General features: G+C 75.1%; 22 protein-coding genes and 3 pseudogenes. 3 read left to right on the top strand and 22 right to left on the bottom strand.

The genetic code is table 11. The features are described from left to right. Positions 1–318: 318 nt before the first annotated feature. The 5 genes from IE271_RS24110 to IE271_RS24090 all read right to left on the bottom strand — a co-directional run bounded on the left by IE271_RS24110 (position 319) and on the right by IE271_RS24090 (position 3,996). Positions 319–591, bottom strand: a complete 273-nt coding sequence (locus IE271_RS24110; RefSeq protein ID WP_190192510.1) for a hypothetical protein — start codon at positions 589–591, stop codon at positions 319–321. Positions 592–675: 84 nt separating this feature from the next. Continuing rightward, the gene (locus IE271_RS24105; RefSeq protein WP_190192509.1) at positions 676–2,460 is read right to left on the bottom strand and encodes a GAF domain-containing SpoIIE family protein phosphatase; all 1,785 of its coding nucleotides are present in this window, start codon (positions 2,458–2,460) and stop codon (positions 676–678) included. Positions 2,461–2,626: 166 nt separating this feature from the next. After that, positions 2,627–3,022: a VOC family protein gene (locus IE271_RS24100; RefSeq protein ID WP_190192508.1), complete on the bottom strand. Its 396-nt coding sequence runs from the start codon at positions 3,020–3,022 to the stop codon at positions 2,627–2,629. Between the two features lie 47 nt (positions 3,023–3,069). Next, complete coding sequence (locus IE271_RS24095) at positions 3,070–3,228, bottom strand: hypothetical protein (protein WP_190192507.1); 159 nt, start codon at positions 3,226–3,228, stop codon at positions 3,070–3,072. Positions 3,229–3,540: 312 nt separating this feature from the next. Continuing rightward, entirely contained in the window at positions 3,541–3,996 is a 456-nt protein-coding gene (locus tag IE271_RS24090) for a MarR family winged helix-turn-helix transcriptional regulator (RefSeq protein WP_190192506.1), read from the bottom strand. A 108-nt stretch (positions 3,997–4,104) separates the two neighbouring features. Between IE271_RS24090 and IE271_RS24085 the strand changes: the two genes are divergently transcribed. Further along, positions 4,105–4,662, top strand: a complete 558-nt coding sequence (locus tag IE271_RS24085) for a quercetin 2,3-dioxygenase (RefSeq protein ID WP_190192505.1) — start codon at positions 4,105–4,107, stop codon at positions 4,660–4,662. Beyond that, entirely contained in the window at positions 4,647–5,576 is a 930-nt protein-coding gene (locus IE271_RS24080) for an alpha/beta hydrolase (protein ID WP_190192504.1), read from the top strand. Before IE271_RS24085 ends, IE271_RS24080 begins: the two co-directional genes overlap by 16 nt. A gap of 13 nt (positions 5,577–5,589) precedes the next feature. Here the strand turns inward: IE271_RS24080 and IE271_RS24075 are convergent, their stop codons facing one another. The 12 genes and pseudogenes from IE271_RS24075 to IE271_RS24020 form a co-directional block, all read right to left on the bottom strand. Continuing rightward, positions 5,590–7,203 (bottom strand): fused response regulator/phosphatase, encoded by a 1,614-nt coding sequence (locus tag IE271_RS24075; RefSeq protein ID WP_190192503.1) that lies wholly within the window; start codon positions 7,201–7,203, stop codon positions 5,590–5,592. Continuing rightward, positions 7,200–9,065, bottom strand: coding sequence for an ATP-binding response regulator (locus IE271_RS24070; RefSeq protein WP_190192502.1), 1,866 nt, complete (start codon positions 9,063–9,065; stop codon positions 7,200–7,202). Before IE271_RS24070 ends, IE271_RS24075 begins: the two co-directional genes overlap by 4 nt. Further along, positions 9,062–10,114 carry an ATP-binding SpoIIE family protein phosphatase gene (locus tag IE271_RS24065; protein ID WP_190192501.1) on the bottom strand — a complete coding sequence of 351 codons (1,053 nt, stop codon included), beginning with the start codon at positions 10,112–10,114 and terminating at the stop codon, positions 9,062–9,064. The genes IE271_RS24070 and IE271_RS24065 overlap by 4 nt, the downstream gene beginning before the upstream one ends. Beyond that, positions 10,111–10,530 (bottom strand): anti-sigma regulatory factor, encoded by a 420-nt coding sequence (locus IE271_RS24060; protein ID WP_190192500.1) that lies wholly within the window; start codon positions 10,528–10,530, stop codon positions 10,111–10,113. The genes IE271_RS24065 and IE271_RS24060 overlap by 4 nt, the downstream gene beginning before the upstream one ends. Then, positions 10,527–10,904, bottom strand: coding sequence for an STAS domain-containing protein (locus IE271_RS24055; protein WP_190192499.1), 378 nt, complete (start codon positions 10,902–10,904; stop codon positions 10,527–10,529). Before IE271_RS24055 ends, IE271_RS24060 begins: the two co-directional genes overlap by 4 nt. Next, positions 10,901–11,752 carry an STAS domain-containing protein gene (locus tag IE271_RS24050; RefSeq protein WP_190192498.1) on the bottom strand — a complete coding sequence of 284 codons (852 nt, stop codon included), beginning with the start codon at positions 11,750–11,752 and terminating at the stop codon, positions 10,901–10,903. The genes IE271_RS24055 and IE271_RS24050 overlap by 4 nt, the downstream gene beginning before the upstream one ends. Before the next feature lie 958 nt (positions 11,753–12,710). After that, on the bottom strand, positions 12,711–13,061 hold the full coding sequence (locus IE271_RS24045; RefSeq protein WP_190192497.1) for an ANTAR domain-containing protein: 351 nt from the start codon (positions 13,059–13,061) through the stop codon (positions 12,711–12,713). Positions 13,062–13,314: 253 nt separating this feature from the next. Continuing rightward, positions 13,315–13,752: a DUF6098 family protein gene (locus IE271_RS24040; protein ID WP_190192564.1), complete on the bottom strand. Its 438-nt coding sequence runs from the start codon at positions 13,750–13,752 to the stop codon at positions 13,315–13,317. Positions 13,753–13,832: 80 nt separating this feature from the next. Further along, positions 13,833–14,249 (bottom strand): CBS domain-containing protein, encoded by a 417-nt coding sequence (locus IE271_RS24035; RefSeq protein ID WP_190192496.1) that lies wholly within the window; start codon positions 14,247–14,249, stop codon positions 13,833–13,835. A gap of 205 nt (positions 14,250–14,454) precedes the next feature. Further along, on the bottom strand, positions 14,455–15,294 hold the full coding sequence (locus IE271_RS24030; RefSeq protein WP_190192495.1) for a siderophore-interacting protein: 840 nt from the start codon (positions 15,292–15,294) through the stop codon (positions 14,455–14,457). 86 nt (positions 15,295–15,380) lie between these two features. After that, positions 15,381–15,551, bottom strand: a pseudogene (gene fecE / locus IE271_RS24025) (Fe(3+) dicitrate ABC transporter ATP-binding protein FecE); the annotation flags it as partial. 141 nt (positions 15,552–15,692) lie between these two features. Beyond that, positions 15,693–16,217 (bottom strand): annotated as a pseudogene (locus IE271_RS24020) (FecCD family ABC transporter permease); the annotation flags it as partial. A 3-nt stretch (positions 16,218–16,220) separates the two neighbouring features. Here IE271_RS24020 and IE271_RS24015 point away from each other — a divergent pair. Beyond that, positions 16,221–16,841 (top strand): annotated as a pseudogene (locus tag IE271_RS24015) (YncE family protein); the annotation flags it as partial. 154 nt (positions 16,842–16,995) lie between these two features. Here the strand turns inward: IE271_RS24015 and IE271_RS24010 are convergent. From IE271_RS24010 to IE271_RS23990, 5 genes are all read right to left on the bottom strand, one after another. Further along, entirely contained in the window at positions 16,996–17,946 is a 951-nt protein-coding gene (locus IE271_RS24010; RefSeq protein WP_190192493.1) for a catechol 2,3-dioxygenase, read from the bottom strand. A gap of 394 nt (positions 17,947–18,340) precedes the next feature. After that, a complete protein-coding gene (locus IE271_RS24005; protein WP_229919535.1) occupies positions 18,341–19,561 on the bottom strand; it encodes an MDR family MFS transporter in 1,221 nt (406 codons plus the stop codon). 229 nt (positions 19,562–19,790) lie between these two features. Further along, complete coding sequence (locus IE271_RS24000; protein ID WP_229919534.1) at positions 19,791–21,623, bottom strand: ABC transporter permease subunit; 1,833 nt, start codon at positions 21,621–21,623, stop codon at positions 19,791–19,793. 86 nt (positions 21,624–21,709) lie between these two features. After that, positions 21,710–23,200, bottom strand: coding sequence for an ABC transporter substrate-binding protein (locus tag IE271_RS23995; RefSeq protein ID WP_190192491.1), 1,491 nt, complete (start codon positions 23,198–23,200; stop codon positions 21,710–21,712). Positions 23,201–23,381: 181 nt separating this feature from the next. After that, the gene (locus tag IE271_RS23990) at positions 23,382–23,918 is read right to left on the bottom strand and encodes a GNAT family N-acetyltransferase (RefSeq protein ID WP_190192490.1); all 537 of its coding nucleotides are present in this window, start codon (positions 23,916–23,918) and stop codon (positions 23,382–23,384) included. Positions 23,919–23,998 lie beyond the last annotated feature (80 nt).

The raw sequence follows: 23,998 nt of genomic DNA, 5'->3' as shown, positions 1-23,998 counted from the left end.
CACCGGCTCACGACGCCCGGCACGGCACTCCCCCTGGCTCTTCGAGCAGGGGGACCCCCACGCCGCGTTGTCGGAGCCACCCGGGTACGCCCGGTACGAGGACGGTCCTCCGCCTTGCGACGCACCGGACGCCGCGAGCCCACGGCAGACTTCTCCGGTCACGGCACCGGATGAAGCGGCCCGGCAGTCGGCTGCGCTCACCCGCCGGGCAGGCGCCCATGTCCAGGGCGGGCGCCTCCGCACCCTGCCCGCCGCCGAAGGAGCCGGTCGCGGTGCCGGGCGGGCGCCGGCCGTGGAGCCCCGTGGCCGGCGCGGGGCTCACGACGCGGGTGTCGTGAGGATGCGGACCTGTTCGTGGGAGCGGCCGACGGCGGCCGCGATGCGGCGCAGGCCCCAGCCCGCCGCGCGGGCGTCGCGGGCGGCGCCGCGCAGGGCGCGGTCGTGCATCTCCTTGAAGGAACGGTGGAGCAGTTCGAGGGCTCTCAGCCGTTCTTCGAGGGGCGCGTCGGCGAGGTCTTCGCACAGTGCTTCGAGGTCGGCGCAGAGGACTTCGACCTCTGTCTGCCACGCGGGGGTGGCGGGGGTCGGCACAGGGGGGCCTTCCGTAGGGGTGCGTCCGGCGCGGGAGGAGCGCGGCGTACGCGGGACCCCGCCGCGGCGACGGGGTCTTCCACCCTACGCGCGCCCTGCCTGGCGCGGGACGCGGACGGCGAGCAGGACGGTGTCGTCGTGCTCGCCCGGGGCGGAGGCGCCGTCGGCGAGCCGTTCGAGGAGGCGGGACAGCGGCACGTCGGCCGCGGCGGCCTCGCCGAGGGCGCGGGCGGTGCGGTCGATGGCCGCGTCGATGTCGCCGCCGGGCACCTCGACGAGGCCGTCGGTGTAGAGCAGCAGGACGGCGCCGGGGGCGAGGACGCGGCGGTGGTCGGTGCGCGGCAGCGGCGGCAGGCCGCGGTGCATCAGGTGGTTGTGGGCGGCGAGCCGTTCGATGCGGCCGTCGGGGTGGGCCAGCAGCGGGGGCGGGTGCCCGGCGTTGGTCCACTCCAGGAGCCAGTGACCGGCGTCCTCCGGCGTGAGGTGGGCGTGGACGAGGGTGCCGCCGGCGTCCAGGCCGACGCGCGCGCAGGCGTGCTCCAGGGCGCGGACCGCCCGCGCGGGGCCCTCGCCCGTGTGGTCGTGGTCCGCCTGCCGCAGCATGCTGCGCACCTGCCCCATGACGGTGGCGGCCCGCATGTCGTGGCCGATGATGTCGCCGATGGTCAGCGCCCGCGGGACGCCGGCCGCGTCCGGCGGCGCGTCGGTGAGGGGGTAGGTGTCGTACCAGTCGCCGCCCACCATGTCGTCGACGGCGGCGGGCCGGTACAGGGCCGCGAGGTCGAGTCCGGGCACGACGGGCAGCTCGGTGAGCATGGCCCCCTGGAGCTGCCGGGCCACGGTGACCCGGTCGTCGAGGAACAGGCCCCGCTCGACGGCCTGGGCGGTGTACCCGGCGAGCGCGGTGAGCACCGCCCGCTCGGACACGTCGATCTCGTGCGGGACCTCCCAGCCCAGCACGAGGCAGCCGAGGACGCGCCGGGTCCCGGCAAGGGGCACGCACGCGACGGTGGTCAGGCCGAGGGAGTCGAATCCGGCGACGGCCCGGGTGCCGTACCCGGCCGCCAGGTCCACGCGGTCGCGCACCACGACCATGCGGTTCTCGCGCACGGCGCGCGCGGTCGGCCAGTCCTCCTCGACGCCGTAGACCTCCTCCGGATGCCCCGGCGGCACCGCGGCGGAGTCGGGAACGGCGATCCGGCGCAGGTTCCGGCCCTCGGCCAGCACCAGCCCGACGTACGCGGGCTTGAGGTCTCCGCCGACCAGGGTGCCGATCCTGCGCCGTACCTCGTCCAGGCCGGAGGCGGCGGCGAGGTCCTCGGCCGCGCGCAGCAGCAGCTGCGAACGGCTCAGCAGCGTCCTCATCCGCTCCGCCGTCTCCTCGGCCCGGCCGGTCGCCCGCTCCGCGGCGTGCCGCGCCTCCTCCGCCCCGCGCCGGGCGACCTGGGCCCGGTCCGTGCTGAACCGCAGCCGCAGCTCGGCGCTGCACGCCGCCGCCAGGTCCTCCAGGTCCCGCAGCTCCTTGCCGGTCCAGGCGCGCGGGGCGGCGTCGACGGCGCACAGCACGCCGATGACCTCGCCGGATCCACCGGTCAGCGGCACTCCCGCGAAGGCGACCGCGGGCTCCGCGTCCCCGCCGGCCCCCGCGGCGCCGCCGTCCGGCTCCGTGGAGCTGTCCACCAGCGCGAGCGGGCGCCCGCTGTCCGTCACGCGCCGGCACAGGGACCGCGCCAGGGGGCTGTCGTCCGCGGACGGCGGCCAGGACTCGGCCGGGGGTTCCTCCTTGACCGCGCCGCCGGGTCCGGTCAGCACCACCAGGCCGCGCTCCGCCGACACGACGCTCGTGACCAGCCGAGCGAATCGGTTCACGTGCCCCCTCGCGGCCGGACGTCTCATGCCCGCCCCCGGGGCGAGCGCGTCAAATCGATTGACAGCTCACGATAGCCGACCCGGGGGCCGCCGGACGGGACGCCCTCCCCGCGGGCCGCGACGGTCGCCCGATATGCGGAATCTCTCGGTCCGCCCGCTGTCCGCCTCACTCCTCCTCCTCCACGAGGAGGCGGAAGGGGTGGCCCACCGGGTCGTGCAGCACCCTGACATGGCCCTGGAACTGGTGCCCGGCCGGTGTCGCGCCCGGGGCGACGGCGTGTCCGACGGCCGCGGGCAGGTCGTCCAGCCGGATGTCCAGGCACAGCGTCATCTGCTGCTCGTGCCGGCCGACGGGGACGGTGGACCACCGCGGGCGGGTGCAGGGGCGCTCGGTCCGAAAGGAGAGGCCCGCGCCGCCCTCGGGCGGGGTGAGCGCCACCCGGTCCGGGCCCTCCTCCTGCACGGACCGGCCGAGCAGGGCTCGGCGGAAGGACGCCGGGGCGCCCGCGTCGGGCGCGTCCCGCACGGTCGCCGACAGCGAGGAACGCGGTTTCGGTCGCATGGGGTGTGAGTACCCCGTGAGAACCGGTCGCCGCGCCGGACGCGGGGCTACCGGTCCTCGTCGTCCCGGTCGCCCTCGGCCTGCGAGGGCGTGGTCCGGGCCACCTGCCGTCCGCCCTGGTCCGCGTCGCCCGCGGCCCCGGAGCCGTCGTCGGCCGGGTCCCGCTCGCCCTCCGCCTGGGACGGGGTGGGGATGGGTTCGGTCATGGCTGTCACCTCGATGTGTACGGGAAGGTCGTGCGATCCGGTGTGCGGCCCGTGCACGGCGTCTGCGCGCCGGGCTCGCGAGGACCACGGGTACCCGGACGACCGGGCATGACACGCGTGCGCCGCGTGGGACGCGGCCCCGGGACGGCGGCACCCGGGCGGCCGGGCGGCCGGGCGCCCGCGCACGGGCGGGCCCCGGCCCGTCACCGCGCGGCCCTCGCCCCGCCCTGCCCCGCCGCCGCGCGGCCGCCGGAGCCGCCGGGCCCGCCGCCGCGCGGCGTCACCTCTGCGGACGGTCCGCCCTTACGCCCCTCACCGCGCCGGCTCCTCCACGCGGGCCGGGTCCGGTGTCCCCCAGTCGGCCTCCAGCGCCGTGCGCAGCGCGTCGACCGCGGCGCCGCCGAGGCGGTGCGCGAGGTGCGCCTCCAGCCGGGCGAGCGCCTCCTCGGCCAGCCGGTGCGCGCGCTCTCCCTCGGAGGTGCGGCGGATGAGGCGGCGGCGCGTGGAGGCGGGGGCGGGGGCCTGCTCCAGGAGGCCGGCCGCGATCAGGGCGTGGACCGCCTGGTGCGCGGTCTGCCGGGTGACGGCCATGCGCCGGGCCAGTTCGGAGACGGTCGTCCCCTCCTCGTCGAGGACGGCGAAGAGCTGCAGCTGGGTGTGGGTCACGGGGATGGCGTCGGCCTCCCGCAGCGCGGCGAGCAGTGCGTCGTCGAACCAGCGGCGGGCGTCGCCCAGAAGCTGGGGCAGGGGGCGTCGGGCGGCGGACATGGGCTCCTCGAGGCGTACCGGCGGAACGAGCGCGCGCACACGCTTGCCCGACCGGCCGCCCACATGTCAGGGTGCCTGACATAACGTACGACCGACCGGGGAGCACGCATGACCTTGGAGTACGCCACTCGTTACCGGCGAGCCTCGCGCATACCGGCACGGCCGGGCAAGCCGTACTTCGTCGAGAAGGGCGAGGGGGACCGGGCCCACCTCTTCGGCGACCTGTTCACCGTCTACGCGGGGGGCGAGCAGACCGAGAACACGTTCAACTTCTTCACCTGCGAGGGGCCCAAGGGCGACATCATCCCCGCCCACCTGCACCCGGACACCTACGAGGTCTTCTACGTCACCCACGGCGCGGTGCGCCTGTTCGTCGAGGACACCGAGGGCGTCCAGCAGGAGAAGCTGCTCACCCCGGGCGACTTCGGCTTCGTGCCGAAGAACTGCCCGCACGCCTACCGGATGGAGCGGCACCACACCCAGATCGTCGGCGTGGCGGCGGGACCGGGCGGGACCTTCGAGCGGTTCTTCGAGAACCTCGGCGCGCCGGCCGAGGAGATGGGGCTGCCGCGCGAACCGGTCGTCCCCGAGCCGCACAAGTTCGGGACCGTGCCCGAGCAGTACGACGTGCGCTTCCTGCCGGACCACCAATGGCGGACGCGGTGAGCGGCGGCGCACCGCCGGCGCCGCCGCGGGAGCTGATCGCGGCCCCCCACCCCGACGCGGCGCCGCTCCCCCGCGCCGCGGAGCACCCGTCCGGGGTGCGCGTGCTGCGCGGGGTCCCCTACCGGGAGGTGCCGGGGAGCAGACCGCTGGAGCTGGATCTGTGGCTGCCGCCCGCCGCCTCCCCGGCGCGGCCCGCGCCCCTGGTCGTCTTCGTGCACGGGGGCGGCTGGCGGCGCGGGCGGCGGGACGACATGGGGCTGCGCCTGCGGGAGTGGGAGCCCGGCCCCTTCGAGCGGATCGCGGCCGCGGGGCTCGCGGTCGCGTGCGTGGACTACCGGCTCAGCGGGGAGGCCGTCTTCCCCGCGCAGACCGACGACCTGCGCGCGGCGCTGCGCTGGCTCGCCCTGCGCGGCCCCGCGGCCGGGGTCGACGCCGGGCGCTTCGTCGTGTGGGGCGAGTCCGCCGGCGGGCACCTCGCGTCCCTGCTCGCCCTGGACCGCACCGCGCCGCGGGCGGCCGGGGCGGTCGTCTGGTACGCGCCCGGCGACCTGACCGCCCCGCGCGGCGGCCCGGACCCGCGCCGCCCGGACAGCCCCGAGGCGCTGCTGCTCGGCGGGGCCCCGGCCGCGCTGCCCGAGCGCGCGCGGGAGGCCTCCCCGCTGGCGCACGTCCACGCGGGGGCCCCGCCCTTCCTGCTCCTGCACGGGGCCGGGGACACGATGGTCGACCCCTCGCACAGCACGTCCCTCGCGGCCGCGCTCCGGGAGGCAGGCGTGCCGGTGGAGCTGGAGACCGTGCCCGGCGCCGACCACGTCTGGTACGGCCTGGGCGACGCGGAGGTCGAGGACCTCTTCGCCCGGTCCCTGCGGTTCGCCGCCCGCCTCCTCGCTACGGCGGACGGCTCCCGCGCCTGACCCGGCCGGCGGTTCAGGCGCGGCACTCCCGCAGTCTGATCGCCATGAGGGCCACGTCGTCGCTGCCGTCCGGCGGCAGCCGCTCCACCAGGTGCGTGCACAGGCCCTCGGGGTCGGTGGGGCCCTCGGCCACGATGGCGGCCAGGGCGTCCAGGGAGTCCCCGAGGTCCTCGTGGCGGCGTTCGATCAGCCCGTCCGTGGCGAGGACCACCGTGGTCCCGCTCGGCGCGGCGACCTCCACCGCGGGCGGGTGGGGCAGGCCGAGGCCGAGCAGGGGCCCGTGGCTGCGGACGAAGCGGGTGGCGCCGTCCGGGTCCCTGAGCAGGGGCGGCAGATGCCCGGCGTTCGCCACGTACATGACCTCGGCGGAGGCGTCGATCAGTATCACGCACAGGGTCACGGTGGCGCCGGGCTCCACCGTGCCGAGCAGCCGGTCGAGCTGGGCGAGCACGACCTCGGGGGCGTGGCCCTCGGCCGCGTACGCCCGCAGTCCGTGCCGTACCTGGCCCATCACCATGGCCGCGTCCAGGGAGTGGCCCGCGACGTCGCCCACCGCCACGAACAGGCCGGCCGGGGTCTGCAGCGCCTCGTAGAAGTCGCCGCCGATCTCGGTGTGCTCGCTCGCCGGGAGGTAGCGCACGGCCAGGTCGGCGCGGACGGTGGAGGGCAGCGACTCGGGCAGGAAGCTGCGCTGCAGGGTCAGCGCCAGGGCGTGCTCCTCGCTGTAGGTGCGCAGCGCCTCCAGGGCCAGGGCGCAGGCGTGCGCGAGCTGCTTCACCAGCTCCTCGTCCTCCGGCGCCCGGACCGAGCCGGGCGGCAGCGCGATGCACACCGGCGGCCGGCCGGACTTGGCGCGGGCGACGGCGAGCAGCAGCGCGGAGTGGCCGGTGAGCGTGCCGGAGACGAACGGCAGCTGTCCCCCGGGGACGCTGCGCAGGCTCGCCCCGACGGCGCCGGCCGTGCCGGGCAGGCCGGTCGTGGAGGGCAGGTCCAGCTCGGACAGGCGCGCCCCGGGGTTGCCGGTGCCCCCGGTGTGGGCGGCCAGGACACCGCCCTGGGGCGAGGTGAGCACGGCGGCCGCCTCCGAGCCGAGGATCGCGGCGGCGCCCTCGGCGGCCGCGGTCACCAGCGTCTGCGCGTCGGTGGCGCTGTAGAGGGCCAGGGTGACCTTGTTGAGGCGGTGCAGCCGCTCCGCGAGGGACTCGGCGCGGCGGCGGGCCCGGGCGTAGCGCAGGGTGGCGGTGACGGTGGCCAGCAGCTCGTCGGGGGCTATGGGCTCGGTCAGGTAGGCGTCCGCGCCGCGGTTGAGGCCCTGGGTGCGGTCCCTGACACTGATCGCCGAGGCCGAGATGTGCACGACCGGCACGGACGCCGTCTCGGGGGTGCCCTTGATCCGCTCGCACAGCTCGAAGCCGGTCATGTCCGGCAGCCGTACGTCGACGATGGCCACTTCCGGCAGGGTCTTCTGCGCCTGCAGGACCTCGAGGGCCCGGGTGCCGTCCTGCGCCTCGACGACCTCGTGGCCGGCGCGGTGCAGGGTGGTGGACAGGACGTACCGGTTGGTCGCGTTGTCGTCGACGACCAGAATCCGCGCGGGGCTGGTGTCCGGGGTCTGAGCGCCGATCATCGGGAACTCTCGTTCGTGGAGGGGTCTTGGTGCGCGCGGTCGGCCCGCGGCGGGCCCTGGGATATCCCTCGCTCCTTCTCCGGGATGGCCAGGACGGAGACGAGGCGGCTGGCGGACACGTGGGTCTTGCTCAGCAGGGCCCGCGCGTGCGTGAGGCGGGTGCGGTCCACCGTCGCGTGGTCGGCGGAGGTGAGGACCGCGACCGGGATGGTGGCGATCATCGGGTCGGCGGCCAGCCGCTGCAGGATCTGGTAGCCGTCGGGCGGCGCCATGGCCAGGTCGAGCAGGATGGCGTCCGGCCGCTCCCGCTGGATGGCGCGGACCGCGGTGGAGCTGTCGGTGATCTCGATGACCGTCTCCGCGAGCCGTTGCAGCACGGAACGGACCGAGGTCAGGAAGGTCTCGTCGTCGTCGACGATCACCAGGGAGCGCAGGACGGGCGCGTCCGGCTCGGCGGCCTGGTGCGCCGGCACGCCCCCGCCGGGCGGGCTCTGCGGCACCTGCAGATGCGCGGGGAGCTCGATGGTCACGCAGGTGCCCTCCCCCAGCACGCTGTCGAGCCGTAGGCGGCCGCCGAGCAGCTCGGTGAGCCTGCGGGCGTAGGGCAGTCCGAGGCCGGTGCCGGCCTGGCCCCGCTGGTGCTGCCCGCGCACCTGGTAGAACTCCTCGAAGATGCGGTCCTGCTGGTCCTCGGGGACGCCGACGCCGGTGTCCTGGACCGTGAGCACGAACCAGTCCGCGCCGTCGCGGTCCTCGCTCGCCACGTCCAGGGAGACCGAGCCCTCGACGGTGAACTTCAGGGCGTTGGAGAGGATGTTGCGCAGGACGCGGGTGAGCATCACGTCGTCGGTCACGAGCCGGATGTCCGGGTCGACGTCGGGGATGTCCAGGCGCACGCCGGGCTGCGCGGTGCCGCTGAGGCTGCCGCGCAGCTGGTGCAGCAGCGTCCGCAGGTCCGTCTCGACCAGGTGCGGCTCGAGCCGTCCGGACTCGGCCTTGGCGACGTCCAGCAGCTCCTCCACCAGCGCGAGCAGCGTGCTGCCCGAGGCGGCGATGAGGGACACCTGCTGGCGCTGCTCGTCCGTCAGCGCGTCCGCGGAGGGGTCGAGCAGCAGCCGGGCCAGGGAGATCACCGAGTTGACCGGCGAGCGCAGCTCGTGGCTGACGTTGGCCCAGAACCGGGTCTTGGACTCGCTCGCCAGACGCAGCTGGCGGCTCTTGTCCTCCAGCTCCGCGTAGAGCGCCACGACGCCGCTGTTGGTCTCCTCCAGCTCCTTGGCCAGCTCCGAGTAGAGCGCCAGGACGCCGGCGTTGGTCTCCTCCAGCTCGGCGTTCAGGCGCTGCAGCTCCTCCTGGTGCTCGCGCGACTCCTGCAGGGCCTGCAGGAGCTGGCGGTTCTGCAGCTTCAGCGCTTCGTTCAGGTCCACCGGGTCGACCTCGTCCAGGTCGATACGCGCACCCTGGGCTCGCTCCTCAACGCTCAACGGGGACTGCGGTGCGTCCTGCGACAGCCGCAGCGTACTGGTCCCGCCGTCCTCTCCCGGCGTGAACCGGCAGCCGCCCAGCAGACGGTCGGCCGCCATGACGATGTCGGGGCTGGGCCGGTGCGGCCCCTCCCAGCTGAAACTGACGACCAGACGTACGGAACCGGCCTCCTCGACCGCGAGTCTCGCGGTGAGTCCGGAGGCACCGAGCAGGTCCTGGCCCGCCTCACTGACGACCGTGGCGAACCGGACCAGCTCCGTTCCCTGTATCCCCAAAGCACGGCAGGTCGACTGCCCGCAGCGGCGCAGCACAAACACGTCCTGCACCGCACGCAGTCCGAGCGTGACCAGCTCGCGCACCACCGTGCCGTCGCTCACGGCCGCGGTCCCGTCACCACGACGATCCCGGCGTCGTCCCGCCGTACGGCGGCCTGGCTGAGGATCTGGCCTGCGATCACCGCCGGCTGCCGGCTCAGCAGACCGGGGAAGTCGGTCGGCATCCAGCGGTTGTTCAGCCCGTCCGAGTGCATGACCAGCGCGGCCCCCGGCGGCAGCGGGGTCTCGAAGGTCCGCGGCTGGGGGATCTGCGCGCCCACGATGCCGGGCAGCGACAGCAGGGCGCTGCGCCGCTCCGGCTCCACGACGAAGGCGCTGATGTTGCCGACGCCGCTGAGCTGGACGCGCCGCTCCCGGAGGTCGACCAGGGCCACGGCGAGGGCGGCGCCGCGGGTGCCCCGCAGCGCGCGGTGGATGTCCTGCAGCACGGGCCCCGGGAGGTCGTGCCTGCTCTCGCGGAAGGCGAGCCGGGCCATGTCGCTCACCCGGGCCGCCAGCGGTCCGTGGCCGAGACCGTCGCACATCATCACCATGACGGCGTCCGGGCTGTAGCCCACCGTCCGCGCCGCCCATGTGTCACCGCACACCTGTTCGCCACCGATCGGGCGGGTCAGACCGCTGACCTGCACAGCGCCGGAGCGCGCGACGGCCACGGCCGGCTCGCCGTCCTCCCGTACCTCGAAGCGGGCCAGAACCACCGTTCCGCGGCCCGGCAGGGAATGCAAGTCGAAGACGTCCGCGAGGCGGCCGACCGCCCCCAGCCCGATGCCGAGCGTCCCGGCGCTGGACTGGCCGTCCCGCAGCGCAACGGAGGTGTCGGCGATACCGGGACCGGAGTCGATGGAGAGGCACTCCATCGCGGCCCGGCCCCGGGACCGGGTGATCCGCAGGGCCAGCGCCCCGTCGTCGGCGTGCTGCAGGAGGTTGGTCGCCACCTCGGTGACCGTGAGCTCCACCTCGGCGATCCGCGTCGCGGACAGGCCGAGACGGCGGGCGAGCTGCGCGGCCTCCCTGCGGGCCGCGGCCGCGAGGGCCGCGTCCGAGCGCAGCCACACCACGTCGGTCGCCTCGGACACCAGAGTGGCGCTCATCGGCCCCACTTCACGATGCGTACGGTCGTGCCCGAGGACCCGGTGTCCAGGTCGAACTCGTCCACGAGACGCTGTGCCCCGCTCAGGCCGAGCCCCATGCCGTTGCCGGAGGTCCATCCGTCGGTGAGCGCGAGTCCTATGTCCTCGATGCCGGGCCCGTGGTCGGCGAACTCCACCCAGACTCCCTTGCGGGGCCCCTCCACGACCGCGCTCGCGCGCACGGTGCCGCCGCCGCCGTGGACGAGCATGTTCCGGCCGAGTTCACTGGCGGCCGTCACCAGCTTCGTCTGGTGCACCAGGGACAGACCGCTGCTCTGCGCGAGCGTGCGGACCATCTGCCGGGCCTTCACCACGTCTCCGTTGGTGGCGACCGCGACCTCGGTGACGGAGACGCTGTCGGCGCCGTAGTCCCTCATGCCCGGTCCGAACGCGATGCCTGCAATCGCCGCAGGAGGCCCAGCCCGCGTTCCAGGTTGAGCGCGGTGCGGACACCGTCGAGGGACAGGCCGAGTTCGACCAGGGTCATCGCGACTGCGGGCCGCATGCCCACCACGATGGTCTCGGCGCCCAGCACCCGGGAGATGGAGGCGTTGGTGGCGAGCATTCTGCCGACGAAGGAGTCGACGATCTCCAGCGCGGAGATGTCGATGATCACTCCGCGCGCACCGGTGGCGACGATGCGGTTCGACAGGTCCTCCTGGAGGTCCAGCACCATCTGGTCCTCCAGGTCCGTCTGGATGGAGACCAGCAGTACGTCGCCGATCTTGAGTACGGGGACGCGGTCGGTCACAGCAGGCCCCGTACGTCGCTCTCGGCCTGCCGGCCGACCTCGGTGAGGGCCTCGCGCAGCGCGTCGGCGAGCGTCGCCTTGGTGGGGATGTCGCCGAACTCGATGCCGAGCGCCACGATCGTCTGCGCGATCTGCGGGCGGATGCCGGAGATGGTGCACTGGGCGCCCATCATCCGGGCGGCCACCACCGTCTTCAGGAGGTGCTGGGCGACCTGGGTGTCCACCGTGGGAACGCCGGTGATGTCGACGATCGCGTGCGTGGAGTCGGTGTCCACCAGCGTCTGCAGGAGCTTCTCCATGACGACCTGGGTGCGCGCCGAGTCCAGGGTGCCGACCAGCGGGACGCCCACCACACCGTCCCAGAGCTTGACCACCGGGGTGGACAGCTCCAGGAGCTGCTCCGCCTGCGAGGAGATGATCGCCTCGCGGGTCTTCACGTGCTCCTCCACCGTCAGGAGGCTCAGGTCGTCGAGCAGCCGGGCGAACTGCAGGTAGATCTGGGCGCCCTCGGCGCTGCCGGTCAGCTCCGGCTCCAGGACCTCCTTCAGCGCCAGCACGCTGGTGGCGGTCTCGGTGGGCGTGAAGCCCTGCCGGGCGCGGCTGCGGGAGAGCTCGATCAGCAGGCTGCGGACCTCGGCGAACTGCTCGCCGCGGCCCTCGAGGGCGATGCCCTCCGCGACCGCCTGCACGATGGCGTCGTACAGCTCGCCGAATTCTCGGCTCAGCTCGGCCGAGCTGAGCCGGCCGCGCAGGGACCTCCCCACGGTCTTGGCCCACTGAGCCGTGTACTCGTCGCGCTTCGCCGACAGTGCCTCGGTCAGTTGCCGGGTGTTCTCTTCGCTGGCCATTTTCCCTCGTAGCTCCCTCGCGGCGGACTCCGCGTCGACAATACGGCACCTCTGAAGAGGCATCTCGCACGGAGACCGACATCACCGCGCGGACCGCGGTCCCGGAGGCCGTGGCGTCGGCGCCCTGCCGCGTCCGCGCTCCCGCCCGCCCCCGAACCCGCCTTCGTATCCCCTGGTCAGGGACCGATCGGCCCGAGATCATACGCGCACCACGGGCAGGCGGGCGCCGAACTGCCGTCGCGGTTCCGGCTCTTGGCGCGGGCCCCGGCGGCCGCGTGCCGGGCGGCCGCGGACACCGTGTGCCGCGGGACCGCGGACCGGCGGCCCGGCGGCCTCCGGACGCCGACGGTCCCCCGCCGCCCGGCCCCGGTGTCAGTGTCAGTGTCAGTGTCAGTGTCACGGTATGCGATCGCAACCGTCCCGGAGCGGTTCGCGACCACTGTTCGGCGGACGGCGGAACCCGTCCGGCCGGGACGGCTCCCGTTCCCTCCCACGGGCGCCGGAGGAGCCCGCCGTCCGCGGCGCGGCGACCGCCCGGCGCTCCGTCCTCCCCGTGCGGCCGGGAACGGCTGCGCAGGGGGCCGCGCCCGTCCCCGGCCGGGGACGGGCGGGCGAGGAAGGGGGCACGGTGTTCCACTCGGCGGTGGGGCGGCGGGCGTCCGGAGCGGAGAGGGGCGCTTCGCGGGGCCGAGGCGCTCGGGAGCCCGCGCACCGGCGCCGGGGAACGGTGGGACCGCGTGCGCGCCCCACCGTCCCGGCAGCACCGTGCGCGCCGGGGCCGGTGCGCGCCGCGACGAGCGGGAAACGTTTCTTCACACCCTGGGACAAGTGGCGGGGAAGCGGCGTTCGACCTCCCCAGGCGTACCGCCGCTTCCCGCCGACTCCGGCCGTTTACCCCGGCCCATGTGATCCATTCCCGCCTGCCCCGCATTTTTTCCGCACGGCCCCGCGCCCCGCGTCACCCCTGTCCGGCCTCCCGCGCGCGCCACTCCGCCACGGCGGCCGACAGGTGGTCCTGGAGACGCGCGGGCATCGGCTTCTGCTGGGTGGTCGCGACGACGGCCTCGGCCACGTCGTGCAGCTTGGTGTTGCTGTTCTGCGACACCCGCACCAGGATGTCCCAGGCGTCGTCGGGCGTGCACGACCACACGGTCATGAGGACGCCCCGCGCGAGGTCGATGACGGGTCGTGTCTCCATCGCACGTTTCAGTTGTTCCGTCTCCTCGCGCAGCGCTTCGGCCTGCTCGGCGATCGGAAGGTCTCGTTCGGGACCGGCCCGGCGGGTGGCGCCGGAAGCCGCTCGCGTCACCGCACCTCGTCCTTCCTCACCGGTACGGCCGCGCCGGGGTCCTGGGCGCTGAGTGGCTCGCATGTCAGCACGCCTGCCCCGGAGCCGACCTCGCACACACGGCGGCTGCGCACCCCACCCGGACAGCGGTGTCGGGGCGGAGATCCAGCCACGTGCCTCCGGCATGTTCCAGTGCCGAACACACCGCATGACGCACGAAGGCCGTGGGGGGCCCCGCCTCGGCGGAGTCCGGGACGGCCGGCCGTACGGGACCTCAGGAGACACGGCGGACGGGCCCCCAGGGGCCGCCCTGCCGCTCGACCTCGCACACGGCCTCGTCGATCACACTCCGGTCGATCCAGGCCAAGGGCGTGACGTCGCAGACCAGCGGCTCGTTGTCGGGGCCACGGCCGCACTCCCGGCCCGTGAGCAGCCAGGGCCGCACGGTGCCGCGCCGGCTGGCGGGCAGGTGGGAGTAGTCGTACAGCCGCCGGGCGGCCCATGTCCGCACCGGCCGGTCCTCCCACCAGGGCTCGACGTCCAGCGAGTTGGCCGAAAGTCCGGGCAGCGGCACCCCGGTGAGCTCGTCGCTGCTGGAGGAGCGCGCCAGGTCGACCGCGGGACCGCGGGACCAGCGGACGTACAGCTGCCGTTCCCGTGTGATCCGGTCCGCCAGGTCGTCCAGACGGCTCAGGGTGTCCAGCTCACCCATCTTCTCGTGCACAGGCTCGCCACTCACTCTCGTACGGAAAACGGTGTTCCGGGAGGCCGGAACGGCGGTCCACCGGCCGCTTAGTCGGTGGACAGGGCCTCCAGGAGGTCGCCGGCCTTCTCGTCGGGCAGGGCGCGGGCGACGTCGGCCAGGGCCACCATGCCGACCAGGTCGTGGCCGTCGATGACGGGCAGCCGGCGCACCTTGTGCTCCTTCATGGTGCGCAGGATCTCCTCGGCGCCGTCGTCCGCGCCGATGGTGACCGCCTCGCCCTGGGCCAGCTCCCCGGCCTTGCACTCCTTCGGGTCCCGGCCCGCGCCCACCACCTTGACCACCACGTCACGGTCGGTCACGACACCCTTGAGCCGGTTGTCGCTCCCGCAGATCGGCAGGGCGCCGACGCCGAGCTCCTTCATCTTCTCCGCCGCGTCCCGGACGCTGTCCTGGTCGCGGACGAACTCGGCACCGCCGGTCATGATGTCGCGTGCCTTGGTCATGAGTCCTTGCCTCCTCTGTTCGGGCCGGAGTGTTCCGTCCCGGCAGAGTTCCCCGGCAGGCGTGACCGTAACAGGCGGTGTCGGCGCGGTGCGCGACCGGCGCGACGAGGCGCGGACGGCCGCCCCCGTGCGGCCGTCCCCTGCCCGCGCGGCACGCCCGTACCGCGCGGCGCCCTTCTCCCCCTGTCCGGCGGCGCCCCCCCTGCTACGCGGTGGCGCCCTCCTGCTCGGCCTCCACCTGGGCGTTCCACTCGGGCTTGGACGCCTGCCAGCCGTCCTCGTTGTGGCCCAGGCGCCAGTAGCCGGAGATCGACAGGTCCTCGCGTGGCACCTGGAGCTCCACGCGGAGCAGCTTGCGCAGCTCCTTCACGAAGCCGGCCTCGCCATGCACGAACGCGTGCACCCGGCCCTGCGGGAACGACAGGCCCCGCACGGCCTCCACCAGCGCCTCGCCGACCGGCCGCGTGCCGCGGTGCAGCCACACCACGTCGGTGCGGGCGTCCAGCTTCTGCTCCTCCTCCGGGCCCGCGACCTCGACGAACACCCGCGCGTCGGCGCCGTCCGGCAGCTTCTCCAGGGAGCGGGCGATGGCCGGGAGCGCGCTCTCGTCGCCCGCCAGCAGGTGCCAGTCGGCGGCCGGGTCCGGGGTGTACTCGCCGCCGGGGCCCAGGAAGCGCAGGACGTCGCCGGGCTTCGCGCGCGCCGCCCACGGCCCGGCGAGCCCCTCGTCGCCGTGCACGACGAAGTCGATGGTGGCCTCGCCGAGGCCGGGGTCCCAGTCGCGCACGGTGTACGTCCGCGTCACCGGCCACTGCTCGCGCGGGAACTCCTCGCGGATCCGCCGCATGTCGAAGGGCTCCGGGTAGGTCACACCTTCCACCGGGAACAGCAGCTTCACGTAGTGGTCGGTGAAGTCCCCGGCCGAGAAGTCGGCCAGCCCCTCGCCGCCGAACACCACGCGCACCATGTGCGGGGTGAGCCGCTCGGTCCGCACGACCTCCCCGGTGTGCGCCGCCCGTGCCCTGCCTCCGCGTCGGTCTGCCATGACGCTCTCCTTCGAAATGTCTTGCTCGGTCCTGCCGAGTTGCGGGAGGCACCAGTCAACACCCGGTGCCTGTGGGACACGATCCCCTATGGCTGCCGCGCCGCCGCCCGGCGGGCACGCGGCACGACGACCGGCGAGCCGTCGCCGGGCGCGCTCAGGATGTCCGCGTCGAGCGCGTACACGTCCTTGACCAGTGCCTCGTCCACCGTGTCACGGGGCCCGCCCTGGGCGACGACCCGGCCGTCCTTCATGGCGAGCGGAAGTCGGTTCCCCGGCGGCCTCGTTCGCGTCGGGCACCTGCGTACCGGCCCTCTCCGCGCCGACCGCCTGTACGGCGGCCGGGTCCGCGAAGGCCGGATCCGTGTCGACGGCGTTCGGCGGTGTCGCGTTCGTGTCGGTCATGCCGAGGCCCCCGCCGTGGACAGGCGCGGCGAGCGGGCGATCCACACGAGCAGCGGGCCGCCCACGAGGGCGAGCAGCACGCTGACCGGGGTCTTCCAGGGCCGGATGACGACGCGGGCGAGGATGTCGGCGAGGATCATCACGTCGGCGGCGATCAGCGCGGAGAGCGCGAGCTGGGCGGTCATGCGCGGTCCCGTCAACGCCCGCGCGGCGTACGGCGCGAGCAGTCCGAGGAAGGCGATGGGCCCCGCGATCGCGACCGCGCAGCCGACCAGCAGCGACACGGCCACCGCGGCGGCGAGGCGGATGCGGCCGGGGTGGTGGCCGAGCGAACGGGCGCCGTCGTCGCCGAGGCCGAGCGCGGACAGCGGCCGGGAGCAGCCGAACGCCGCGAGCAGTCCGAGCGCGACGGGCACCAGCAGCGGCACGAGGTCGGAGAGGTCCACGCCCGCGAGCGAGCCGATCGTCCAGTAGCGGTAGGTGTCGAAGGTCGACTACGTGCCGAGCAGGACGTACGCGGTCCGACGCTGCCGAACGTGGCCCACGCCCGCGAGATCGTCGTCGACGAGAAGCAGGACACCGTGTGGGCGAGCGGCTACAGCGACGGCACGCTGGTGGCGTTCGACAGCCGCACCTTCGAGGAGAGGAAGCGCGTCACCGTCGAGGGCTCCGGCCCGACGGGCCTCGCGGTGGACGAGAGGACCGGCACGCTGCACGCCGCCGACCTCACCGACGACCAGGTCATCGAGGTCTCCCGCAGGTCCGGGACCCCGCGCCTCGTCCCGGCCGGTGACGGCCCGGTCTCCGTCTCGCTGTCCGAGGACGGGAGGACCGCCTACAGCGCGAACCAGACCGGCGGCGACGTCTCGGTGGTCGACCTGCGCAAGGGCACCGTCACCAGGACCGTGGCGACCGGCGCCGGCACCCTGTCCGTGGCCACGGACGAGCGCACCGGCAAGGTGCTGGTCGTCAACCGCACCGACGCCACCGTGTCCGTCGTCGACCCGAAGAAGGGCACCGTCGAGGAGACCCTGACGACCGGCGCCAACCCCAACCACGTCGAGATCGACGACGGCGTCGCGTACGTGGTGTCCGGCGCCGGCACCGCCGCGGACGGGCTGACCCGTATCAGGATCGCCCGCTGAGGCCCCCGGTCCCGGGCCGACATGGAGACGCGTCCGGCGGTGAGGGGGCGGTGCGCACGGCGGTGCCGGCGCCGGCGCGGTGGACGGCGGAGCCGTCGACGGGCCAGCCGGCGCGGCCCGGCGCCCGGGGGCCGCTTCCGGCTTCGACGGGCGCTCAGCCGAGGGGCGGGGTGCCGTGGGTGTGGAAGGACTCGATGGTCTGCAGGCCCCATGCCTGGCCCTTGGCGCGCTCGGCCTGGGTCCAGGTGATCAGCGGCCAGTCGGGGGCCAGGACCAGGCGGGTCAACGGGTTGCACAGCTCGATGCGGTTGCCGCCCGGCTCGTAGACGTAGAGGAAGAACGTCTGCTGGATCGCGTGCTTGTGGGGGCCGGTCTCGATGTGCACACCGTTGTCCAGGCAGAGGTCCGCGGCGCGCAGGATGTCCTCGCGGGTGTCGGTGGCGAACGCGATGTGGTGCAGCCGCCCCTTCGAGCCCGACCAGTCCTCGGTGTAGACGAGGTCGTACGACTTGTTGGTGAAGGTCAGCCACTGGGCGGCGACCTTGCCGCTGTCGAGCACGATCTGCTCGGTGGGCCGGGCGCCGAGCACGTCGCGGACGAAGCCGGCGTTGGGGGCGACGTCCGAGGCCAGGAAGTTGACGTGGTCCAGGCGGCGTACGCCCACGCCCTGGACGGGTTTGGCCTGCGGCTGGTTCTTCAGCCCGGGCCTGAGCCCCTCCGGCGCCTCGTACCACTCGCTCTCCCAGTACAGGGCGACCTCGTGGCCGTCGGGGTCGCGGGTGAGGTAGAGCGGGCCGAGGCCCGGCTCGTCCTCGACCCAGCGGCCGCCGTGACCGGCCGCCTCGGCCTCCTTCACCCGGCGGCGCAGGGCCTCCTCGCCGGAGGCGCGCAGCGCGGTGCGGCGGATGCCGGAGGTGCCGTGGGCCGTGAGGGTCAGGCTGTGGTGCTCGTAGTCGTCGAAGGTGCGCAGGTACACCGAGTCGCCGGAGCGCCCGTTCTCGGTCAGGCCGAGGATGGTGGTGAAGAACCACAGACTGCCGTCGAGGTCGGGCGTCAGCAGTTCGACGTGCCCGAGGTGGGCGATGTCGCCGAGCGGCGGGGCCATCAGCGTCTCCTTCGGATGCGGTGCGGGTGCGGGTGCGGTCCCGGCGGGCCGGAGCGGGGACGGCGCCTCCCGGGGACCGCCGCGGCCGCCGCGGACGGGAAACGGTGGCGCGCCGGCCGTGCGTGCGGCTGCGTCGCGGAGCCGGAACGCCGTCGCGCCCTCCTCCGCCGAGCGCTTGCCGAACGTAGAAGCGGCCGCCCAGGATTGTCAACAATCTCGTCGGATATTTCGCCGACAGGAAGCCGCCGCACTCCTTTCGCCGTGCGGCCGCACGGCGAACAGGAACAGCGTGAAGAGACTGTGCCGCGGCCGCTCCTGTGGCGGGCCGGCCCTGTGCGGCCGCACGGTGCGACACGGCGCCCCCGTACGGCGGGACTCCGCTCGGCGGCCGGGCTCAGCCGTCCGCGCCGCCCCGGACCCCCGCCTCCCGCTCCCGCGCCCGCCGGCCGGGCATCAGCACGATCGCCAGGACGGGCGCGGCGGCCAGGGCCAGCCAGCGCACCGCGGGCGGCAGCCCGCTGTCCAGCAGCGCGCCCATGAGGGCGCTGCCCACCAGCACGATCAGTCCGGACAGCGACGACATCGCCCCGGTGTACAGGCCGATCCGGCCCTCCTCGGCGAGGTCCGGCACGCGCGCCCGGGCCGCCGGTACGACGAGCATCTGCCCCAGGGTGAGCAGCACGACGAAGCCTGCGCCCGGCAGCAGTCCCGGGACACCCGTGAGACCGGCCGGCAGCGCCGCGGCCACGACGCCGAAGGCGGCCGCGATCAGCAGCAGGCCGAACACCATGGAGCGGTGCAGGTCGAGCCGGCGGGCCGCCCAGCGGGTGACGGGCAGCTGCACGGACACGACCAGCACCGAGGACAGGGCGAACAGCCAGGCCAGCGGCGCCTGGTCGGACATCGCGCGCTCCACTTCCCCGGGCAGGGCCTGGTAGAGCTGGTTGTACGCCAGCAGGTAGGCGCCGTAGCCGCAGCACAGCCCGAGGAAGGCGCGGTTGCGCGCCACCGCGCGCAGCCCGCCCCCGCCCGGTGCGGCCGTCCGCCCGGGGATCCGCTGCGGCAGCAGCCGGGCGTGCCCGGCCAGGACGAGGACGAACACCCCGGCCCCCGCCAGACAGGCCGTGCGGAAGTCGACGGACAGCAGCAGCGCGCCGAGCAGCGGCCCGACGAACGCGCCCGCCTGACCGGCCACGGAGAGCAGGGCCAGCACGCTCGTGCGGGAGCCGCCGCCGCTCTTCTCCCAGGCCACCGCCTGCCGGGCGACCTCGGACTCGACGGCGGGCGAGAACAGCGCGGCGGCGAAGCCGATCAGCAGCACCGAGCCGATGACGGCCCACGGCCGCTCCGCGTACCCGAGCCAGACGAATCCGGCGATCCGCAGGACGCAGCCCACGAGCACGACCGGGCGGACCCCGTACCGGTCGGCCAGGGCGCCGCCCACCACGAAGAGTCCCTGCTGGCTGAAGGTGCGCAGCCCCAGGACCAGGCCGACCAGCCAGCCCGCCATGCCGATCGCGCCGCCCAGGTGCTCGGCGAGGAACGGCAGCACGGCGAAGAAGCCGATGTTGAAGGCGAACTGGGTGGCGATCAGCAGGCGCAGCAGCGGGGGCAGCCGCCGCCGGACCCGCTCCCGGCGGAACCGGCCGGTTCCGCCGGTTCCGCCGGAGCCGCCGGAGCCGCCGGACCGGCGGACGGAGGACGCGCCCGCCACCCCCTCCCCCGGTCCCCCCGTCCCTTCCCTCGCCGCGCCTTCCGCCCTCCGCGCCTCTTCCTTCACCGTCCCCTCCGCCCTCCGCTTCTCCTTCGCCTCCGTGCCCTTCGCCCGCTCCGCGCGGGCGCGCTCACTCACGGGCCGTTCCTCCGGGGGCGGTGGCCAACTCGGGTTCGGCGGGCCGCGACCGGCGCGGCGGGACGACCCGGGCCGTCCCCGGGTCCGCCGCCTCCGCCCCGCGGCGCCGCGGGCGGCCCGGCCGCCGCGTCCGCATCCCGTCGGCCGCGCTGACCGCCAGCGCGCCGAGCAGCGCGAGGACGGCGGCCGGGGCGAGGACGGCCCACGGCGCGCGCTCGGCGTACGGCTGGTTCTCGGCGAGCAGCAGGCCCCACTCCGGCGACGGCGGCTGGGCCCCGAGGCCCAGGAAGCCGAGGGCGGCGAGGGACAGGGCGACGGCGGGCAGCCGCAGCAGGGCGTGCCGCGCCACGGGCGGGACGACGGCCGGCAGCAGCTCGTGCCGCAGCAGGTGCCAGGGGCCGGCCCCCAGGCCGATGGCGGCGGTCAGGTGCAGGGTGGCCCGCTCCTGCCGCAGCAGCGCGGCGGCGTGGGCCGCCAGCGGCGCCCACGCCACGGCGGTCACGGCGAGCGCGGGCGTGCCGGAACCGCTGCCCACCACGGCCGTGACCAGCAGCGCCACGAGGACGGGCGGCACCGCGTTCACGGTGTCGACGAGCGGCCCCGACACCGCGGGCAGCAGGCCGAGCAGCAGCCCCAGGACCAGCGCGGCGGCACTGATCGCCAGGGCCTGGGACAGGGTGCCGAACGCACCGTGGGCCAGCCGCGCCAGCACGTCGCGGCCGAGCGCGTCCGTGCCGAACGGGTGCGCCCGGGACGGTGCCAGGAGCCGCGCTCCGGTGTCCACGGCGAGCGGGTCGCGCGGCAGCCCCCAGCCGACGACCGCGACGAGGACGGCCCCGTACACCAGGAGCGGCACGCGGGACGCGGGCGGCGCCGGGCGGTGCAGGGAGCCGAGCGCGCCGGCGGCCAGGGCGGGCCCGGCCAGCAGCCGGGCGGCCCCGTGCGCCGCCAGGGTGACGCAGGCGGCGAGCAGCACCAGCGCGAGCGTGCCCGCCTGCAGGACGGGCAGGTCCTGGGCGACGGCGGCCTGCAGGGTGAGGCGGCCGAGCCCGGGGATGTCGAAGATCTGCTCCACGGCGACCGCGCCGCCGGTCAGGCCGACCACGTACAGCGCGGCGTTCGGCAGCAGCGCGGGCAGGCAGCGGCGCACCGCCTGGCGCGCGATCCGGCGTCCCGGCATGCCCCGCGCCGCGGCGGCCGGCGCCCAGGGCTCGGCGAACGCGCCGGGCAGCAGGTCGGCGAGGAGCCGCCCCAGCAGCGCGCCGGCGGGCAGCCCCAGCGACAGCGCGGGCAGCACCGTCCACCGCGGCCCGTACCAGCCGAGCGCGGGCAGCCAGCCGAGCTGGACGCCGACCACGGTGGCCAGCACGGAGGCGATCAGGAACTCGGGCAGCGCCGCGAGCACCGCCGCGCCGCCGCGCCCCGGCCGGGCGTCCCCGAGCCGCCGCCGCGAGCCCAGCCACAGCGTGCGGGCGCACACCGCGGCCGCGGTCACCGCGGCGAAGGCCAGTGCCACCGCCATCAGCAGCACGGAGGCGCCGAGGGCCTGCAGCACGGACGGCGCGACCTCGGCGCCGGAGATCCACGACCGTCCGGCGTCCCCGCGCGGCAGTCCGCTCAGCCACTGCCCCAGCAGGTGCAGCGGACCGGCGTCGAGGCCGAGCCCGGCGCGGACGTCCGCCAGCACCTCCGGGGTGGCGTCGCGCTCCGCCGACCGGGCCTTGAGCACGGTGAGCGCCGGGTCGGTGCGGGACAGCCAGGGCAGCAGCCCGATGCCGCACACGAGCGCGGCGGCGAGCGCGCACCGCCAGGCGGCGCGTGGCACCGCGCCGTGCAGCAGCCGCCGGACGACCGCGCCCCGTCCCTCCTCCTGGGGTGACACCGTTGTGTTCTTCGGGCTTCGGCGCATCGTCAGCGACGGGTGCCGGTGCCGACGAGCGTGCGCTCGTACGGGTCGAGGATCACACCCTTCACCGACGCGCCCACCCCGGTGATGATCCGCTGGTGGACCAGGGGGACGAACGCGTCGGCGCCCAGGACGTCCGCCTCGGCCGCCATGGCCGCGTCGCGCCGCTTCTCCTCGTCGGCCGTGCCCTCCGCCTTCTCCACCGCCTCGTCGACGGTGTCGTCGCAGAGCAGGGCGAGGTTGTAACTGCCGTCGCAGGTGTAGTCGCTGGCGAGGATGGACACGGGGTCACCGGTGTCGAGCATGGTGTTGCGGGCGGCGACGAACGCGTCGAACTTCCCCGCCAGCGCGTCGCCCTCCAGCCGGGAGTACTCGCGCACCTCCAGCTTCACCTCGAAGCCCGCCTTCTCCAGCTGCTGCTTCAGCACCTGGGCGACCTCGGGCAGCTCGGGCCGGTTGTCGTACGTGGCCACCGTGATGCTCTCGCCGTCCGGCCTCGCCGCCTCCGCCCGCCCCGCGGGCTTCTCTCGCTTGCCGGCCGCCCAGGTCAGCGCGGGCCCGTAGAGGCCCGCGCCCGGGTCGGCGTAGCCCTCGTAGACGTCGTCGGCGAGCGCGGAGGTGTTCACCGCCTCCCGGGCGGCGGCCCGCATCGCCGGGTCCTCGAACACCCCCTTGCCGGTGTTGAGCTGCAGGCTGGTGGTGCGGGTCGTGGGCGTCTCGCGGCGGGTGCCCTCCTTCAGCGAGGCCGCCTGGGAGACCGGGATCGCCTCGGCGACGTCGACCTCGCCGGTGCGCAGCGCGTTGGCGCGGGCGGTGCCGTCCGCGACGAACCGCGCGTCGACGCCGGCGGCCTGCGCCCGGCCGCCCCAGTAGTCGTCGAAGCGCTCCAGGGTGGCGGAGCTCGACCCGGAGGTCTTCGTCAGCTCGAACGGGCCGGTGGCGGTACCGACCGGGCTGACGGCGCCCTTCTCGTACGCCTTGGGGGCGAGGACCGCCAGCGAGGGGCTGGTCAGCCGCAGCGGCAGGACGGGGTCGGGGTCGGCCGTCGTGACCCGCACGCGCCCGTCGCCGGCGGCCTCGGCCTTCACGGTGACGCCGGACAGCGCGGCGGGCTGCGGCTTCGCGTCCGCCGCGTGGGTCAGGGCGGAGGCCACGGCGTCCGCGGTGACCTCCGTGCCGTCCTGGAACGTCGCCTCGCGCAGGGTGAACAGCCAGCTGCGGTCGTTCTCCCGCTGCCAGGACTGCGCGAGCGCGGGCGCGGCGGCGCCGTTGGCGTCCAGCTGGGTCAGCCCCTCGGTGACGCCGAGCCGGCTCAGCAGGGTGGCGTCGGCGCCGTACGGGGAGAAGTTCTCGGCGGGCGGGAAGGCGAGGGCGACCCGCAGCCGGGAGCCCGCGTCCCCCGCGTCGGAGGAGTCGTCGCCGGAGGCGAAACAGCCGGCGAGGAGGGGGGTGAGCAGCGAGGCGGCGAGCAGCCGGCGACGGCGGACGGAGCGCATGGTCCTCATGTTCTACGGGGGACGACGGACAGGCCAGAGCCTACCTGGAAATCATTTCCATTAGGTGGGCGGGGGTGGAACCCCACGGCGCCCGGCGCGGCACGGACGTCCGGCGCGGTACGGACGTCCGGTACGGCACGGACGTCCGGCGCGACATCGGTGTCCGCCGCGGCATCGGTGTCTAGCGCGGCATGGGCACTTCGAAGTGCACGATGCCCTGGCCGCCGCCGGGCTCCTCCGCGCGCTCGTCGCACACCGCCTTGGCCAGCGACCGCCAGAACGCCTCGGCGCCCGGCACCGTCGGGTCGGTGTGCAGGTACACGGCCTCGTAGCCGCCGTCCGCCGCCGCGAAGTCCATGAGGTGGGCGACCAGCCGCCGGGCCAGTCCGCGCCTGCGGTGCCCGGGGCGGACGTAGACGCGGCGCAGCTGCGCGGTCGTGCCCGAGGGGTAGCGCTCCGCCAGGTCGCGCGGGTTCGGCGGGTGCGCCGGGCCGCGCGAGTCGAGCGCGCCGGTCGCCACGACCTCCCCCGCCCCGTCGAGGGCCACCGACAAGGTGTGACGGACGGGGGCGAGGTAGGCGCGGACCGGATCGACGATGTCGGCGTGCCACCGTGGCACGTAGCCCGAACCGAAGTCGCGGTAGACGGTGTCGAGCATCACGGCGCGGGCGCCGTCCACGTCCTCGGGACCGGCGGTTTTGATGCGGTAATCAGGCACTTGCACATCATATGCATCTAGCCTCCGGCCACCTCACCGCCGGGTCGGCGTCACGGGCCCGCGCCGCACGTCGGAGCGGT

The sequence above is a fragment of the Streptomyces minutiscleroticus genome, assembly GCF_014650875.1.
Taxonomy (GTDB): domain Bacteria; phylum Actinomycetota; class Actinomycetes; order Streptomycetales; family Streptomycetaceae; genus Streptomyces; species Streptomyces minutiscleroticus.
Note: the sequence above shows the minus strand (reverse complement) of the source record. Positions and strands in the feature narration are given on the sequence as shown.